This window comes from Aequorivita marina (assembly GCF_031631895.2).
GTDB lineage: Bacteria > Bacteroidota > Bacteroidia > Flavobacteriales > Flavobacteriaceae > Aequorivita > Aequorivita marina.
The window spans coordinates 1-16,364 of sequence record NZ_JAVMBW020000008.1; the positions used below are offsets into that span (position 1 = coordinate 1).

Genomic DNA, 16,364 nt, shown 5'->3' on the forward strand with positions numbered 1-16,364 from the left:
GTAGCTGTACCCATTTCTACTCCAATCCAATACGCAGTATCATTACTGGCATCACCTGCAAAGGTAAATGGAGTCAAATCAAGACTAGTATCAAATCTAAATGCGATAGGGTTAACCCATTCGCCTGAACTTAAGATTGTTGGAACTACTGTTTCATTTCCTATTTCTGCACCTGGCAATCCAGCAGCATCTTCATAATAGAAAACATTTGCAGTAATCGGAGCATCTTCTGGAGCAAAGGTCAAGAAAGAAACTTCAATAGTATCTAAGGTAAAGTCCTCACCCGCAGCAACTACAAAGTCTGCAGCACTCGTGAAGTCAGAATCAACTGAAGATCCAGAACCACCATCACCATCTCCGGCAATTTCGTGCTCATAGTCACAATCTGATCCAGTACCACCACCGCCATCAGCGGTAACCTCTATGGTATAATCTTCAGCTTGTCCCCAGCTAGTACCTGTACAAGAATCAACTATATAAGTAGAACCGAATTTTTTCACAACACGCATTCTCGTTGGCCCTTCCATTACTCCAGAAGGAACCGTGATATCTGCAGTGGCCTGCTGCCCATCTATACCGGTAGAGTTTTCGATAGTACCAATGTCATAACGCTCATCTGCGNATCAATAAATACGGTAAAGCTATTGGTAAAACCTCCACCTGTATTACCTTCTAAGGCAATTGAATACGTTTCACCTTCTTCCATGTTACCTACAATAGCGGTAAAATCTTCATGCGCAGGGCTTCCGTCAATAACTTCGCTACTTCTATTGTCAATATCGGCAACCTCTACCAAAGTAATAGGCTCTACCGTAGAAAAATCAATAGCGCAGTAAGGATCTGGGAAGGGGCCTCCGCCGCCACTAATCTCACCATATACTACAAATGGCAAACCTTGTGGGCCAACATCTTCAAGAGCAACCCAATCACTAATACTAGCTTGATATTGAATTGCGTTTCCGGTTGTAGTCTCTCCTAAAATTGCAATAGGTGGCGCCCACGGGCCAGATGTACCAGTACCTTCAAATGTATATTCTATCCAATACGTACCTGCGGTAAGGCTAAGACCAGCAGTATTTGCAGTTACTCTATTTATTTGTCTATCGGTGGAAGTTTGGGCATCTTCAAGGACTCTATTGGCATCGGCATAAACCACATCGTCAAAAATATTATCAGTAAGATTACCCCAAACAACGGTAGCTGTACCGCTACTAGGGTCACCGTCCCAAACCTGTAAATAAACACCAGTAATTGTTGGTGCTGTTTCAAATGATTGATAAGCGAATACGTCTATAGAAGTAATATCAACATCATCAGTAAGCACTAAATCATCTGCAATACTGTTTCCATTAATAAACTGAGCTCCTGAACCATAAGTACCCATACCCAACGTTACAGACTCCAAAACACTTAAATCTGGCGTACCAGCCACATTAAAATAGGGACCATTGTCATAAATCATGGCATCTGGTCTATTATTGTAATACGTTCCTGTAAAAGGTACGCTTACATTGGTGTTTCTTTCACCAATGCTAGCCTCGCCCACATGCTCTCCAACTGTTGTAGCGGGGTTGTTATAATAGGCTGCCGGCAGCTGAACCGTCTCAGCCCTTTGATTTAAAACACCAGATGGTGCTTTAATGTCTTTGTTTTGGTCTATACTTTTATTTTGGCTAAATCCAATAGCACAAAAAGAAAGAAAAACCAACATGGTAATTTTTTTCATAATTTTGATTTGTTTAAAAATTAATAAATTATTTGTTTAAGGTTTTAAAGATATTCAATAAAAGAAACTAAAGCAAATAAGAAATCCTAAAATTAAATTATAATCTAAAACACAATACATTTAGCTCATTGATGATTTAACAAAAAAACAAAAGGTTAATTGATGTTTTGACTATAAAAAACGAGCGGAAATTTAACATTGTGTATTCAGAATAAACATATTGCGAAACCATGATTTATCTATTTCTCAAAATAGCATAATAAAGATTATAAGTAGCCGAGCAACGTTAAAACCAATACTCATTTAATTTGGTGACTTCCTAAAGAAAGCAAAGTGGTTGTTTTTTCCCATGGCACTGTCATTGATTTGCATCTGCCGAGAGGGATGAAAATGATAAGTAATCTGCCGGATCAGAACGGGCAGGGAAAACAAAGAGGAAATTAGACATAAGACATATAGCGTTATCTCGTGGTTTACTTAATAGGCAAATACAAACTACAACGGCTTAATCAATCTCTTTAATAAGTGCAATTTTTACTACGACTTTTAACTCTTTAAGGATGCTGTAAAAAAGAAGCCGCCCCAAGTTTTGGGACGGCTTCGTAAAACAAGATTAAAGAAACTTTAATGCTTCAATATCTTATAAGTACCCATCTGGCCTTCTACAGAAACATGCATAATATATGTTCCAGCATTTAAGCCTGAAAGGTCAACTTCTGAAGTGGTTGCGTCAACATTAACATCTAGTACTTTCTGACCCAATAGGTTGTAGAAAGATACCGCGTCAATAGTATTGGCAGCACTTAAAGTAAGCGAACCTGATGTTGGGTTCGGGTAATAATTAAACCCAGCCAACGTGTTATCAGCTACACTCAATGGAGAACATTCTCCTGAGAAGATATAACCTACCTCTCTAGTTGGTTCTGGTACACTCCAGAAACCATCAACAGCGTTATACTGTGCCATTGGCTCGCCTTCTAGACCTTGACCATCTGTGTACAACCAGAAAACGGTTGCTTGATTGGTAGCTGTACCCATTTCTATTCCAATCCAATACGCAGTATCATTACTAGCATCACCTGAAAAGGTAAATGGAGTCATATCAAGCTGGGTATCAAATCTAAACGCGATAGGGTTAACCCATTCGCCTGAACTTAAGATTGTTGGAACAACGGTTTCATTACCTATTTCTGCACCTGGCAATCCAGCAGCATCTTCATAATAGAAAACATTTGCTGTTGTTGGAGCATCTTCTGGAGCAAATGTCAAGAATGAAACTTCAATAGTATCTAAGGTAAAGTCCTCACCAGCAGCTACAACAATGTCTGCAGCACTCGTGAAGTCAGAATCAACTGAAGATCCAGAACCTCCATCGCCATCGCCAGCGATTTCGTGCTCTTGATCACACTCATCACCACCTGTACCACCGCCATCGTCTAGACAGTACTCAACTCCACCATTCCAAACTCGTGGAGCAAATATAGGATCTGTAAAAGGCGTATTACTTGCCGATCCTAAATCTAGGGTTATATCACCATCGGAATAGTTTTGGTTTGATCCATCACCATTGGTATAATAATGTGAATGATCTGCATCAAAAACCAATGCAACTGCATATGTGGTATTTGCCGACATATCAATTGAACTATCCAATGTTGCTGTTGAAGGAACTCCTTCTCCAGCTCCAGTACCTGATCCTGTAGCAACGGCAGTTCCCCAAGCTGAAGGATCTCCTTCATTACCTACATAGGTACCTTCAAATACATACACATCCACTGTGAAAGCACCAGGGTCAGCTGTATTCAAATCAAAGCTTAACACCTCAATATCAGAACCTTCTACACTAAGGTCAAAATATACAGCTCCTCCTGGGCTACCGTTATTTCCACCATCATAAAGCGTTGATAAGCTAACTGGTGTACAGTCGCCGCCGCCGCCGCCCATTGGCTCACACTCTCCAGAAAAGACATAACCTACCTCTCTGGTTGGCTCCGGCACAGTCCAAACACCATCGGCAGCATTGTATTGCGCCATTGGCTCGCCTTCTACACCTTCACCATCTGTGTACAACCAGAAAACAGTTTCTTGGTTAGTTGCTGTACCCATTTCTATTCCAATCCAATACGAAGTATCACTACTAGCATCACCCGCAAAGGTAAATGGAGTCATATCAAGACTGGTATCAAATCTAAATGCGATAGGGTTAACCCATTCGCCTGAACTTAAGATTGTTGGAACTACTGTTTCATTTCCTATCTCTGCACCTGGTAATCCAGCGTCATCTTCATAATAGTAAACGTTAGCAGTTGTTGGAGCATCTTCTGGAGCAAATGTCAAGAAAGAAACTTCAATAGTATCTAAGGTAAAGTCTTCACCAGCAGCTACAACAATGTCTGCAGCACTCGTAAAGTCAGAATCAGCTGAAGATCCAGAACCGCCATTACCATCTCCGGCAATTTCAAACTCTTGATCACAGTCTGATCCACCGCCACTAATTGCTTCGCACTCTCCAGAAAAGACATAACCTACCTCTCTGGTTGGCTCCGGTACAGTCCAAACACCATCGGCAGCATTGTATTGCGCCATTGGCTCGCCTTCTAGACCTTCACCATCTGTGTACAACCAGAAAACTGTTTCTTGGTTAGTAGCTGTACCCATTTCTATTCCAATCCAATACGAAGTATCACTACTAGCATCACCATTAAAAGTAAATGGAGTCATATCAAGGCTAGTATCAAATCTAAATGCGATAGGGTTAACCCATTCGCCTGAACTTAAGATTGTTGGAACTACTGTTTCATTGCCTATTTCTGCACCTGGCAAGCCAGCCGCATCTTCATAATAGATAACATTAGCAGTTGTTGGCGCATCTTCTGGAGCAAATGTCAAGAAAGAAACTTCAATAGTATCTAAAGTAAAGTCTTCACCAGCAGCTACAACAATGTCTGCAGCACTCGTAAAGTCAGAATCAGCTGAAGATCCAGAACCACCAGTACCATCGCCTGCAATAGCATGCTCATACTCACAGTCTGATCCAGTACCACCGCCTCCGCCAGCGGTAACTTCAACAGTATAATCCTCAGCTTGTCCCCAGCTAGTACCTGTACAAGAATCAACTATATAAGTAGAACCGAATTTTTTCACCACACGCATTCTCGTTGGCCCTTCCATTACTCCAGAAGGAACCGTGATATCTGCAGTAGCCTGCTGCCCATCTATACCGGTAGAGTTTTCGATAGTACCAATGTCATAACGCTCATCTGCGCCATCTAGGCTACCATCTTGATCCCAATCAATAAATACGGTAAAGCTATTGGTAAAACCTCCACCTGTATTACCTTCTAAGGCAATTGAATACGTTTCACCTTCTTCCATGTTACCTACAATAGCGGTAAAATCTTCATGCGCAGGGCTTCCGTCAATAACTTCGCTACTTCTATTGTCAATATCGGCAACCTCTACTAAGGTAATAGGCTCTACCGTAGAAAAATCAATAGCGCAGTAAGGATCTGGGAAGGGGCCTCCGCCGCCACCGCCGACTTCAGTTATTTCAACATCCCACCCTAAGCGATTAACAACTCCAGATGCATGAAAGTAAAAGAAGAAATTTCCAGAAGCCGCAGTAAAGGTTGCAGAACCATTAGAGGCAATCATATCTGCCAATTGTATGTCTCCTTCATTTGGCCCACCGTCGCCATTGTCATAAAGCAAAGTTCCAGAAGCATCTGTCCCATCATAAATCTGCAGGTAGTCAAAAGTTGCAAAAACGATAAATTCCTGAAATTCTATTTCAGAAACTCCTTCTAAAGTTGTTTGCGTATCACAATCACAGTTAGGATAGTTACCTGGGTCACCGTCGTTATTCGTTCCTCCTGGCCCTCCTGGATCAAAAAAGTGATCTCCTAAATCTGGTGTAAAAGTTTCTGTAGCACCTGCTGTTGGTACAATTTCGGCATCCGGATTTCTATTTACCGTAGCTGAAAACGTATTTAAACTGGAAGAACGATTAGCACGATCCATTTGATCTGCCAATATCTCAGCTTCTGGATCGGCATTTGCCGCTCGCTGCTGAGGAGAACTTTGCGAATCAAGACGCTGTAAGTCCTTTGCTTCATCTACTTTTTGTTGGGTGTTGTAGTCACCATTGTTTTGGTTTAAGGTTGTTTGTTGTGCAAAACCAACTGCGCCGAACAACATTAAAGCAAGAAAAGTAATTTTTTTCATAATATATTTTTTTAGTTAATAATACCTCAATATATAAAAAATAATGTTAATTATTGAAAACAATCAACTGTTTAACATAAGTAACCCCCATACAACCTTAAAACAGTGCGCTTCAAAATTGACACGATCTCATGTACATAAATTAAGTCAGTAAAATACGCCCAAACTTTGAAGACTTTATAAAAAAAAAATCCCGACTGTTTTTTAGTCGGGATTCAATAACTATATAATATACGGAGTATTACTTCTCTCCTGATACAAAGGCTTCCATGACGGCATCACTAACCCCCATATTAGAGAAACCTCCATCATTGTATAAATTTTGGAGCGTAACACGTTTTGTAAGGTCACTAAACATGGCAACGGTGTAGTTGGCACAATCTAAAGCTGTGGCATTCCCCAGCGGCGACATTTTATCGGCATAGCTAATAAAGCCATCAAAACCTTTTACGCCCTGGCCTGCCGTGGTAGGTGTTGGAGATTGCGAAATGGTATTCACGCGAACCTTTTTATCCCGTCCGAAAAAATAGCCAAAACTACGCGCAATACTCTCTAAGTATGCTTTGTTATCTGCCATATCGTTATAATCTGGAAATACGCGTTGCGAAGCCATATAGGTAAGGGCAATGATACTCCCCCACTCGCTCATAGCATCTTTTTCGTAAAGTACTTGCATGGTTTTATGAAAAGATCCAGCCGAAATATCCCATCCTTTATGGGTAAATCCGTAATTCTGCTTGGTATAATGATTTCCTTTTCGCACGTTTACAGACATCCCGATTGAGTGTAGCACAAAATCTATCTTTCCTCCTAAAATTTCAGTAGCCTTTGCTACTAAATTCTCCAGATCGTCCATGTTTGTAGCATCTGCCGGAATAACCTCAGAACCAGTTTTCTTGGCAAGCTCGTCTATTTGCCCCATTCGTAAAGCAATAGGCGCATTGGTAAGCACAAATTTTCCACCTTCCTCATGAACCCGCTCGGCGGTTTTCCACGCTATAGAGTTTGCATCAAGCGCTCCAAAAATGATTCCTCGTTTTCCTTTGAGTAAATTATAAGACATATCTTTAGTGTTAATGATTATTTGTTAATGGTTATTTGTTAATGGTTGTGATGTAGGCATCCCTTTGGGCCAGGTTCAAGCATCAAGTTTATCACCCCGTGACTACCGACTACCGACTACTAACCACAAATATACTGTTTAATTCAGTAATTCTTTGGCATTTGCCAAGGCAGCTTCGGAAACATTTTTTCCACCCAGCATTTTAGCAATCTCAACAATACGATCTTCTTTATCCAGTACTGCCAAATGGGTGCCCGTAACATTGTCTTTATCTTCCTTGTAAACTTTTATATGATGATCGCCCTTGGCGGCAATTTGCGGTAAATGGGTTATGCTTAACAATTGCATTTTCTTGCTCATAACATGCATAATCCCGGCCATTTTATTGGCAACTTCGCCAGAAACGCCGGTGTCTATTTCATCAAAAACAATTGTGGGTAGTTTTTTATAATCCGCTAAAACCGATTTAATAGCAAGCATAATTCGGCTCATTTCTCCTCCGGAAGCCACTTTTTTAAGCGCACCAAATGCCAATCCTTTATTGGCGGTAAACAACAATTCTAGGGTGTCAGTTCCGTTAACTTTAAAGTCTTCTGAAGCATGTAGCTCAAACTTAAATTGTGCATTTGGCAAGCCTAATGGTAGCAATCGCTCCTCAAGCTTTTTCTTTAACACAGGTATTGATTTCGCTCTTTTAGCATGCAATTCAGAACCAATTTGTAAAGCCGTCTGGCGCAACTTACGCTGTTGCTTTTCCAAAGCTTCAATGGCATCATCCATTCCCAAAGTGGTGTTGACCTTTTCTTCTAGATTGCTTTCTATTTCCAGTAATTCTGAAACAGTTGAAACCGCGTGTTTTTGTTGAAGTTTATAAAGCGTTTGTAGTTTTTCGTTTACCTCAAAAAGCATTTCGGGATCGGCTTCAATTTTTTCCGAAGAATTTACCACTTCATGCGAAATATCCTCCAATTCAAGGACAATACTGTTTAAACGCTGCCAGAAATCTTCAAATACACTTGAAAACTCCTTTACCCTACCCAAAACCAATCGTGCTTCCTTAGCCGTTTGTAAAGTGCCAATTTGCTCTTCGTCCATTAATCGGGTTACACGCACCAAGGCTTCTTGGATGGCTTCGGAATTGTTTAGCGTTTCGTATTGTTCTTCGAGGTCTTGTTGGTCTAAATTGCTCAGGTTTGCCTCCTGAAGTTCCTTAAAAAGAAAGCTTTGATAGTCAAGCTCTTTTGAAGCATCTTCCTTCTGCTGCTTTAATTCATTAAGCTCTTCAGAAACACTTTTATAGTTTGCCAATTCTTTTTTATAACGCTTTAAAAGCGAATCGTTTTCAGCCAAGGCATCTACAACTTCCATCTGAAAACTTTCAGTAGCCACCGCTAAGGTTTCATGCTGACTGTGCACATCTATCAAATAAGGCGACAATGCCTGAAGCGGCGCCAAAGCAACAGGCGTATCGTTTACAAAGGCACGTGACTTCCCGCTGGGCAGTATTTCACGACGGATAATGGTATCCGGCTCATAATCCAAATTATTTTCAATAAACAGCGCTTCTAAATCATAAGGGCCAAGAGCGAAATGACCTTCCACAATACACTTTTTTTCAGCATCCTTGACACTGCTTAAGTCTGCCCGCTTCCCCAGCAAAAGCGCTAAGGCTCCAAGAAGAATAGATTTTCCCGCACCGGTTTCACCAGTAATAATGGTTAATCCCTCATTAAAGTCCACACGAATATCTTCAATAAGCGCATAGTTTTTTATGAGAAGGCTTGTTAGCATTTTTTAAAAGTGAGATTTGAGATTTGAAACATGAAGCGTCTTATTTGAGAATAAATATATCCAAAAATACGAAGGTTATGTAATATTGAAGCCAATTAGCACGAGGAAGTTTACCTGAAACGATTGGGGCTTCAAACTGACATTTTTAGCCTGCTACCTAACGAAACACCAAAAGATTAAATCTAAAACTTTATATCTGCCCAGTTGCTGCGTTTTGTAGGTGCAACCCGGTTTAGATTTTCAATTAATTGCGTAATATCAACCTGAGGCCCTCCACTAAAAATTGCGGTAATTTCATCGCTTTTGGCGTCAAAAAAGGTACGTACTAAATAGGAGTTTGGGCGGCGGTCGTTAACGCCTTTAAGTACTTCAATCGCTTTAGAGATTTTCTGTTTTGCCTCTTTCGGATTTGTAGACATTATATCTAAACCTTCGCGATGATACATATACATTGCATCATGGAACTCTCTGTAAACCGAAGAAAGCAAAGCATCGTTATAGCGGTAACGGGTTTGATTTCCGTCTGTGGCTTTCCAACCCGAATAATTACTAGAAGCTGCTGTATTTGTTATTTGCTTTGCTATTTGATAATAAGGCTCGCCACCGTTTAGGGTAAAAGTGTCTGCGTCTAACCCTAAGATGGTATAAATATGAAAAGCAACAACCGAGACAAGGTTAGAGTCAAAGCTGTTTATATTGAAAGTTAGCGGCTCAAATTCCTTATAATTAAACTTAACCTGTTTGTCAAAATAATTATAGACCGGGCTGTCATACGTTGAATCAAAAACAGGTCTAGACGACTGTATTTGAAGGGTTGCAGTAAAATTATCGCCATCGTATTCACTAACCACCAAGGTCATGTTACAATCTATACGCTCTTGATTCTTATACACTTTATCAGTCCAATTGGTATTGATTACAAATTCTCGCAATTGGGTTTCCAGGGTACGGAAAATCTGTAAGTTTTGTTGTCCGGTTTGATCGGCATCAATTGAAACGGTACAATTTAACTCCTGGGATGTTACCGAGGACACGGCTACGGCACACAATAAGAAAAATATAAATTTACGCATGGATTTTTTCTATAATATATTCTAAAATATCTTTAGCTACTTCTTTTTTAGGTTTAACAGGGAAAGGAACAACCTTATTGTCCTTAGCTATTAAAGTTACTTTATTGGTGTCAGTTTTAAAACCAGCACCTTTGTCACGAAGCGAATTTAACACAATTAAATCTAAATTCTTTTTTTTGAGTTTCAATTTTGCGTTTTCTTCCTCATTTTGTGTCTCTAAAGCAAAGCCCACTAAAAATTGATTGTCTTTTATCTTGCCCAAGGAAGCCAGAATATCTTTTGTTTTTGTGAGCTGTAAGTTTAAATCGTCTTCCCCATCTTTCTTTTTAATCTTTTCTGAAACCACTTCGGCAGGACGATAATCTGCCACAGCGGCACTTAGAATACCCACATCGCAACTATCAAAATGCGAATGGGCAGCTTGGTACATTTCTTCTGCCGAAGTAACCGATATAACTTCAACTAAAGGATTCTTTAGCTTTAAGTTTACCGGTCCCGAAACAAGAGCGACCTCAGCGCCAAGCGCAGCAGCCACTTCGGCAATTGCATAGCCCATTTTTCCACTGGAATGGTTCCCTATAAAGCGAACAGGGTCAATAGCTTCGTAAGTAGGACCAGCAGTTACCAAGAATTTCTTTCCGCGTAAGGGTAGTTTTTTACGTAGATCCTGCTCCAAAAAATCGACAATATCTTCGGGTTCTGCCATTCTGCCCTGGCCTACCAAGCCACTGGCCAATTCGCCGAAACCTGCAGGAATTTGAATATTTCCGAAGGAGTCCAATTTTTTAAAAACCTGTGCCGTGGTTGGATGTTTATACATATCTAAATCCATGGCGGGTGCATAATAAACAGGACATTTGGCCGATAGATAGCAAGCCAGCAACAAATTATTGCAGCCGCCGCTTGCCATTTTCGACAAGGTGTTTGCAGTGGCCGGAGCTATCAAAAACAAATCAGCCCAAAGGGCCAACTCAACGTGGTTGTTCCATTTGGGCTCTTTAAAGCTTGTAGGGTCATCTTCTTCAGTAAAAGAAGAAAACACTTCGTTTTTTGAAAGCGTTGCAAGAGTCAGGGGCGTAACAAAATCTTTGGCAGCCTCCGTCATTACAACGCTCACTTCGGCTCCTTGTTTTACCAAAAGCCGAACTAAAAAGGCTGTTTTGTATGCGGCAATCCCACCAGTAACACCAAGCAAGATATTTTTACCGTTTAAAACAGACATGTTAATAATTTAAAGTTACAGGTTAATGGGCAAGTAAAGCAATAGGTACCAAAACTTTTTTACGACTAACTTCTACTCGTCTATCGCTTCGTCTTTTGTGTTTCGGTAGTAGATTTTGTCTTCCAACCACTCTTGAACTGCCAAAGCGTGTGGTTTTGGAAGTCTTTCGTAAAACTTTGAAACCTCTATCTGTTCCTTGTTCTCGAAAATCTCTTCTAGGCTATCGTTGTACGTAGCAAACTCATCCAATTTTTCAAGAAGTTCTTTTTTAATATCACCATTAATTTGTGTAGCTCTTTTTGCAATAACAGAAATAGCTTCATAAATATTTTCGGTTGGTGCATCAATCAAATCTTTGTTGTACGTAACCGTATTGATAGGTGCTTCTGAATTTTTAATATCCATAATAAAAATTGATTAAATAGTGGGTTCTTTTTCTACAGGTTCAAGACGGCGCTCTAAATCCTCATTAATATCCTTGGCTTCTGGAGCTAAATCTGAGTCCTGGTAGTATTTTATAAAGTTTCTATAATATCCTTGTGCTGTAACCAAACGCTCTTGTACTAGTCTTGGAATACTGTTTATAGCCAGTTTGTAGGCTGCTTCAAACCTTCCGAAGAAAGCGTCTTTTCTGTAAACTGAGCCGGGATTATCGGTTATAAAATTATCAAAAGCTTCTATAGCCGCTTTATAGTCTTCAACGTGCAAGTATTGTTTCGCCGTATTAAACTCTTTCTTTTCCAGCTTTCCGCGCAATTCCGCTACTAGATCATTGGCTTCCATCCGCTTACTGGAGTTTGGATAGGTGTTGATGTAGCTTTGAAGCTTCTCGAGTGCCTTTTTGGTGTCTTTTTGGTCTAAAGAAAATCGAGGCGATAAGTGATAAAAACTCTTTGCCGATTTAAACGCCGCAACCTCAATACTATCACTTTGTGCATAGGCTTGGGTAAATCGTTCAAATTGATACCCTGCCAAATAATAATCTTCTAAGTTATAATAGGTGTTGGCATAAATATACATCAACTTTTCACCTTGAGGCTTCCCGCGGTATGAAGGAACAATTTGCTCCATAAGCTTTAGGCCTTTTTTGTATTTTCCTGCGGAATAAAGGGAATCGGCAAAGGCGTATTTTTTTCCCATATCGTCCTTGCGTAGCACCTTCTGGTACTCGCTACAGGATGACAAAAGAACAGTAAGACAAAGGCTTATAAAAAGTGGTAATCGCATGGGCTTAAAAAACATCGTGCAAAAATAGGGAATTAAACATGATTGAACAAACTTATTATACTACGAAAATATTGCTCTAAAGACTATTAAACGCGAGCCTTTTGAAAACATTAACGCATTTTAAATTAAAGTATTGCTTTAGAAATCCTGCATAAAAGAGTCAATTTCGTCCTTCAGTGCTGAGCTAACCCCCACCAACGGCAACCGAACTGTATCATCACAAAGACCCAAGTTCTTGAGAACCGATTTAATTCCAGCGGGATTTCCTTCGGCAAAAATATAATCGATAGCCGGAGCAAGTTTATAATGAATTTCATACGCTTCTTCAACCTTCTTAGCTAGCCCAAGGTTTACCATTTTTGAAAACGCTGCTGGAAAACCCTCTCCAATAACCGAGATAACTCCAGCACCACCGGCAAGCACCATAGGCAACGTAATCATGTCGTCTCCAGAAATTACCAGAAAATCTTTAGGACAGCCCGAAATTAGTTTCATAGCTTGTACAATATCGCCTGCGGCTTCTTTTATACCAATGATATTTTCAAAATCATGCGCTAAACGGATCACGGTTTCCGGCAACATATTGGAGGCCGTCCTTCCCGGAACATTATACATTATTACTGGCAAAGGAGTGGCTGCTGCAATTGCTGCAAAATGCTGATAAATGCCTTCTTGCGTTGGCTTGTTATAGTATGGCGAAACCGATAAAACCGCAGTGAAAGCCGATAGATCACTCGTATTTAATTCCTCTATTACCGCCTTGGTATTATTGTTACCAACGCCCAACACTAAAGGCAAACGACCGTTGTTTTCAGAAATTATCGTGTTAACAACAAGCTCTTTCTCTTCTTTTGAAAGGGTTGCATTTTCAGCAGTTGTTCCTAAAACCACCAAATAGTCAATTCCATTGGTAATATTAAAATCAACCACTTTTTTAAGCCCTTCTACATCTACCGAGGCATCACTTTTAAAAGGGGTAATCAAAGCTACTCCAGTTCCTATTAACTCTTTCATTTTTATCTCTTTTTTGTTTTATCGCTTTAATTTAAGTTATAAGTTTTGATCCTCAACTCTCTTCATTAGGAGATCGGACAAAAGCCTTAAATCTTCTTAAAAATCTGCAAATATTTTTTTATTTCTTTTTTAAAACGCTCTGAATTTTTTGGGTCAACGGCAACCAATAGATCGTAAAGCCGTTCATCTGCTCCGTTAAAACCAATTCTAAATTTGGCTTCACTATGGGCTACCATGGCACTTAAATATTCGTGTTTCCCACTGTACAAGCCAATCAATACATCAAAAGGAAAGTCTAGAAATTCCTTAGCATTCTGATTTTTAATTTCTCCACGCCAAGAAAACTCTTTGTTTGTTATTTGGTTTTGCCGAAGGGATGGAATTTTCCTACGGGTTTCCACAAATGTAAAAACCTTGACGTCCTTTTCTTTTAACCCCAGCTCCTTTCCTAGCCCATAAAGCATCTCAAAATCGTTAAAGAAAGCTTCGTCCACCAAGAAGCCCAGAGACTCTAATGGCGCATTTCGCTGCGAAACATCACGCTCCAAAATATTTTTTTCAGTCTGTTTCTTTATTAAGCTATGCTTTACTTTTTTTAGCATAAATGGCATTTCTAAACGTACAAAATTAGGCTTTTTTATTGTTTTTCTCCCCAGCATCGAACTAGCATGACTATACATTTAAAATTGTGCTGATAGTTGCCAAAATCTTAGATGCAGTTCGGTGATTTAAGAGAGAAGCTGTAAAAATTCATCTTCCGAAATAATAGGTATATCTAGATTCTCTGCCTTTGTTTTCTTACTTGGCCCCATGTTATCTCCAGCCACTACATAAGACGTTTTAGACGATATAGAACTCGATACTTTTCCGCCGTTGTCCGCTATCATTTTTTTCAATTCGTTACGGGTAAGTTTTGTAAAGACACCAGAAACCACAAAAGTACTCCCTTTTAAAACATCTGTCTGGTTTGCAAGTTTTTCTGCTGAAATTTCAAGCTGAACCCCATAGTTTTTTAAACGCTCGATACTGGTAATATTTTCTTCGGAAGCGAAAAAAGAAACAACACTTTCGGCAATTCGCGTACCTATTTCATCAACCTTAATTAAATCTTCAGCTGAAGCATTTTTCAAGGCATCAATATTTTTATAGTGGCTTGCCAGCTTCTTGGCCACGGTTTCCCCTACATAGCGAATCCCCAAACCAAAGAGCACCCGTTCAAAAGGAATTTGCTTTGAAGCCTCAATTCCGCTTATCATATTCTCGGCACTTTTCTGCGCCATTCTCTCTAAAGGAACTATTTGCTCCGCTTGCAACAAATACAAATCGGCATAGTTGTTTATCAAGCCATTATTGACCAAAAGTGAAACCGTTTCACTACCCAAACCTTCAATATCCATCGCCTTTCGTGAGATAAAATGCTGGATTCTACCAATAATTTGTGGCGGACAACCTTCGGTATTGGGGCAATAATGTTGAGCCTCGCCTTGGTTTCGTATCAATTCAGTTCCACATTCAGGGCATGCCGTTATATATTCTGTAGGCTGAGAATCTGGATCGCGCTTTGTAAAATCAACCCCGATAATCTTGGGAATAATCTCGCCTCCTTTTTCAACAAAAACCGTATCGCCTTCGCGAATGTCTAGTTTTTCAATTTGATCTGCATTGTGCAAGGACGCACGCTTAACAATGGTCCCTGCCAACTCCACAGCCGCTAAGTTTGCCACAGGGGTTATTGCACCCGTTCTGCCCACCTGATAGGTTATCTGATTTAAAACGGTGGAAACCTGCTCTGCCTTAAACTTATAAGCCATTGCCCATCGGGGTGATTTAGCCGTGTAGCCGAGTTCTTCTTGCTGCTGCAGGTTATTTACTTTTACTACTACCCCATCGGTTTCATACGGAAGGTCATGCCGGTGCACATTCCAATAATTTACAAACTCCAAGACCTCATCTAAGCTTTTAGCTAATTTTGCAGCCTCGGGAACTTTAAAGCTCCAGCTTCTGGCTTTCTCCAGACTTTCAAACTGGGTTTTTATAGGCAATCTTTCGCCAGTTAAACCATACAGCAAACAATCTAACGGACGTTTCGCCACTTCGGCACTATCTTGCAGTTTTAGGCTACCAGAGGCAGTATTTCTTGGGTTTCGATAAGGCTCTTCTCCTAGCTCTACTCTTTCGGCATTCATTTTTGCAAAACCTTCAAACGGCAAGACAATTTCACCTCTAATTTCAAAAAACGGCGGATAATCCCCCTTCAGCTTTAAGGGTACGGAGCGAATGGTTTTTACATTGGCCGTAACATCATCGCCTTGAAAACCATCACCCCTAGTAACGGCTTTTTGCAAGGTTCCATTTTCATAGGTTAAGCTAATTGACGCGCCGTCGTATTTTAATTCACAGGTAAATTCAACATTACCATCCACCATTTTTTCAATGCGCTTTTCCCAATCTTCCAGATCTTCTTTGGAATATGAATTTTCTAGGGAATACATCCTAAAAGTATGCTGGATGGTTTCAAAATTCTTTGTTACCGCTCCCCCAACCCGTTGTGTTGGCGAATTGGCATCATAAAACTCTGGATGCTTTTCTTCCAATTCTTGTAGTTCCTTCAATTTTTGATCAAATTCAAAGTCAGAAATTGTGGGATTATCAAGAACGTAATAGTTGTAGTTATGCTCGCGAAGTTGGTTGCGAAGTGTTGAAATTTGTTGTTCAGTATTCATAGAACAAATATAAAATAAAGAACAACGAAAAAAACTGCTCAAATGAGATTTATGTGCCTTGGAATAAATTCCAAGGCCACAAAATCGATCGTGCCGCTGGCACTCTGGCCGGCCATTTCTTGAGTGCCAGCGGCACGCATCTCTTATAAGCTCGGGATTTCGTCCCGAGGCACTTCCAAGGCCACAAGATTGGGCGTGCCGCTGGCACTCTAGTCGGGCAACAACTTAGTGCCAGAGGCACGTATCTTCTATAACCTCGGGATTCATTCCGAGGCACCGCGTGATACTGGACCAACAAAAT

At 40.3% G+C, this 16,364-nt stretch carries 11 protein-coding genes; all 11 read right to left on the bottom strand.

Going from position 1 to position 16,364, the window contains the following annotated elements; translation table 11 throughout:
• On the bottom strand, window positions 1–602 hold a 602-nt coding region (locus QPK98_RS10145), incomplete at its 3' end, for a GEVED domain-containing protein (protein ID WP_310993271.1).
• A 1,748-nt stretch (window positions 603–2,350) separates the two neighbouring features.
• Window positions 2,351–5,950 carry a GEVED domain-containing protein gene (locus tag QPK98_RS10150; RefSeq protein WP_310993188.1) on the bottom strand — a complete coding sequence of 1,200 codons (3,600 nt, stop codon included), beginning with the start codon at window positions 5,948–5,950 and terminating at the stop codon, window positions 2,351–2,353.
• A gap of 241 nt (window positions 5,951–6,191) precedes the next feature.
• The gene (locus tag QPK98_RS10155; protein ID WP_310993189.1) at window positions 6,192–7,013 is read right to left on the bottom strand and encodes an enoyl-ACP reductase FabI; all 822 of its coding nucleotides are present in this window, start codon (window positions 7,011–7,013) and stop codon (window positions 6,192–6,194) included.
• A 138-nt stretch (window positions 7,014–7,151) separates the two neighbouring features.
• On the bottom strand, window positions 7,152–8,804 hold the full coding sequence (recN, locus tag QPK98_RS10160) for a DNA repair protein RecN (RefSeq protein ID WP_310993191.1): 1,653 nt from the start codon (window positions 8,802–8,804) through the stop codon (window positions 7,152–7,154).
• 182 nt (window positions 8,805–8,986) lie between these two features.
• A complete protein-coding gene (porD, locus tag QPK98_RS10165) occupies window positions 8,987–9,877 on the bottom strand; it encodes a type IX secretion system protein PorD (RefSeq protein ID WP_310993192.1) in 891 nt (296 codons plus the stop codon).
• Window positions 9,870–11,099 (bottom strand): bifunctional phosphopantothenoylcysteine decarboxylase/phosphopantothenate--cysteine ligase CoaBC, encoded by a 1,230-nt coding sequence (gene coaBC / locus QPK98_RS10170; RefSeq protein ID WP_310993193.1) that lies wholly within the window; start codon window positions 11,097–11,099, stop codon window positions 9,870–9,872. The genes porD and coaBC overlap by 8 nt, the downstream gene beginning before the upstream one ends.
• Window positions 11,100–11,171: 72 nt before the next feature.
• Entirely contained in the window at window positions 11,172–11,504 is a 333-nt protein-coding gene (locus tag QPK98_RS10175) for a DNA-directed RNA polymerase subunit omega (protein ID WP_310993195.1), read from the bottom strand.
• A 12-nt stretch (window positions 11,505–11,516) separates the two neighbouring features.
• On the bottom strand, window positions 11,517–12,326 hold the full coding sequence (locus tag QPK98_RS10180) for an outer membrane protein assembly factor BamD (RefSeq protein WP_310993197.1): 810 nt from the start codon (window positions 12,324–12,326) through the stop codon (window positions 11,517–11,519).
• A 138-nt stretch (window positions 12,327–12,464) separates the two neighbouring features.
• Complete coding sequence (dapA, locus tag QPK98_RS10185) at window positions 12,465–13,340, bottom strand: 4-hydroxy-tetrahydrodipicolinate synthase (protein WP_310993199.1); 876 nt, start codon at window positions 13,338–13,340, stop codon at window positions 12,465–12,467.
• A gap of 86 nt (window positions 13,341–13,426) precedes the next feature.
• Window positions 13,427–13,942, bottom strand: coding sequence for a DUF6913 domain-containing protein (locus QPK98_RS10190; protein ID WP_310993200.1), 516 nt, complete (start codon window positions 13,940–13,942; stop codon window positions 13,427–13,429).
• Window positions 13,943–14,068: 126 nt separating this feature from the next.
• Window positions 14,069–16,063, bottom strand: coding sequence for an NAD-dependent DNA ligase LigA (ligA, locus tag QPK98_RS10195; RefSeq protein ID WP_310993201.1), 1,995 nt, complete (start codon window positions 16,061–16,063; stop codon window positions 14,069–14,071).
• Window positions 16,064–16,364 lie beyond the last annotated feature (301 nt).

Excerpts from the sequence above, each read along its gene's own strand:
- QPK98_RS10150 (WP_310993188.1), bottom strand. The coding sequence starts at position 5,950 with ATGAAAAAAATTACTTTTCTTGCTTTAATGTTGTTCGGCGCAGTTGGT.
- QPK98_RS10155 (WP_310993189.1), bottom strand. The coding sequence starts at position 7,013 with ATGTCTTATAATTTACTCAAAGGAAAACGAGGAATCATTTTTGGAGCG.
- recN (WP_310993191.1), bottom strand. The coding sequence starts at position 8,804 with ATGCTAACAAGCCTTCTCATAAAAAACTATGCGCTTATTGAAGATATT.
- porD (WP_310993192.1), bottom strand. The coding sequence starts at position 9,877 with ATGCGTAAATTTATATTTTTCTTATTGTGTGCCGTAGCCGTGTCCTCG.
- coaBC (WP_310993193.1), bottom strand. The coding sequence starts at position 11,099 with ATGTCTGTTTTAAACGGTAAAAATATCTTGCTTGGTGTTACTGGTGGG.
- QPK98_RS10175 (WP_310993195.1), bottom strand. The coding sequence starts at position 11,504 with ATGGATATTAAAAATTCAGAAGCACCTATCAATACGGTTACGTACAAC.
- QPK98_RS10180 (WP_310993197.1), bottom strand. The coding sequence starts at position 12,326 with ATGCGATTACCACTTTTTATAAGCCTTTGTCTTACTGTTCTTTTGTCA.
- dapA (WP_310993199.1), bottom strand. The coding sequence starts at position 13,340 with ATGAAAGAGTTAATAGGAACTGGAGTAGCTTTGATTACCCCTTTTAAA.
- QPK98_RS10190 (WP_310993200.1), bottom strand. The coding sequence starts at position 13,942 with ATGCTAAAAAAAGTAAAGCATAGCTTAATAAAGAAACAGACTGAAAAA.
- ligA (WP_310993201.1), bottom strand. The coding sequence starts at position 16,063 with ATGAATACTGAACAACAAATTTCAACACTTCGCAACCAACTTCGCGAG.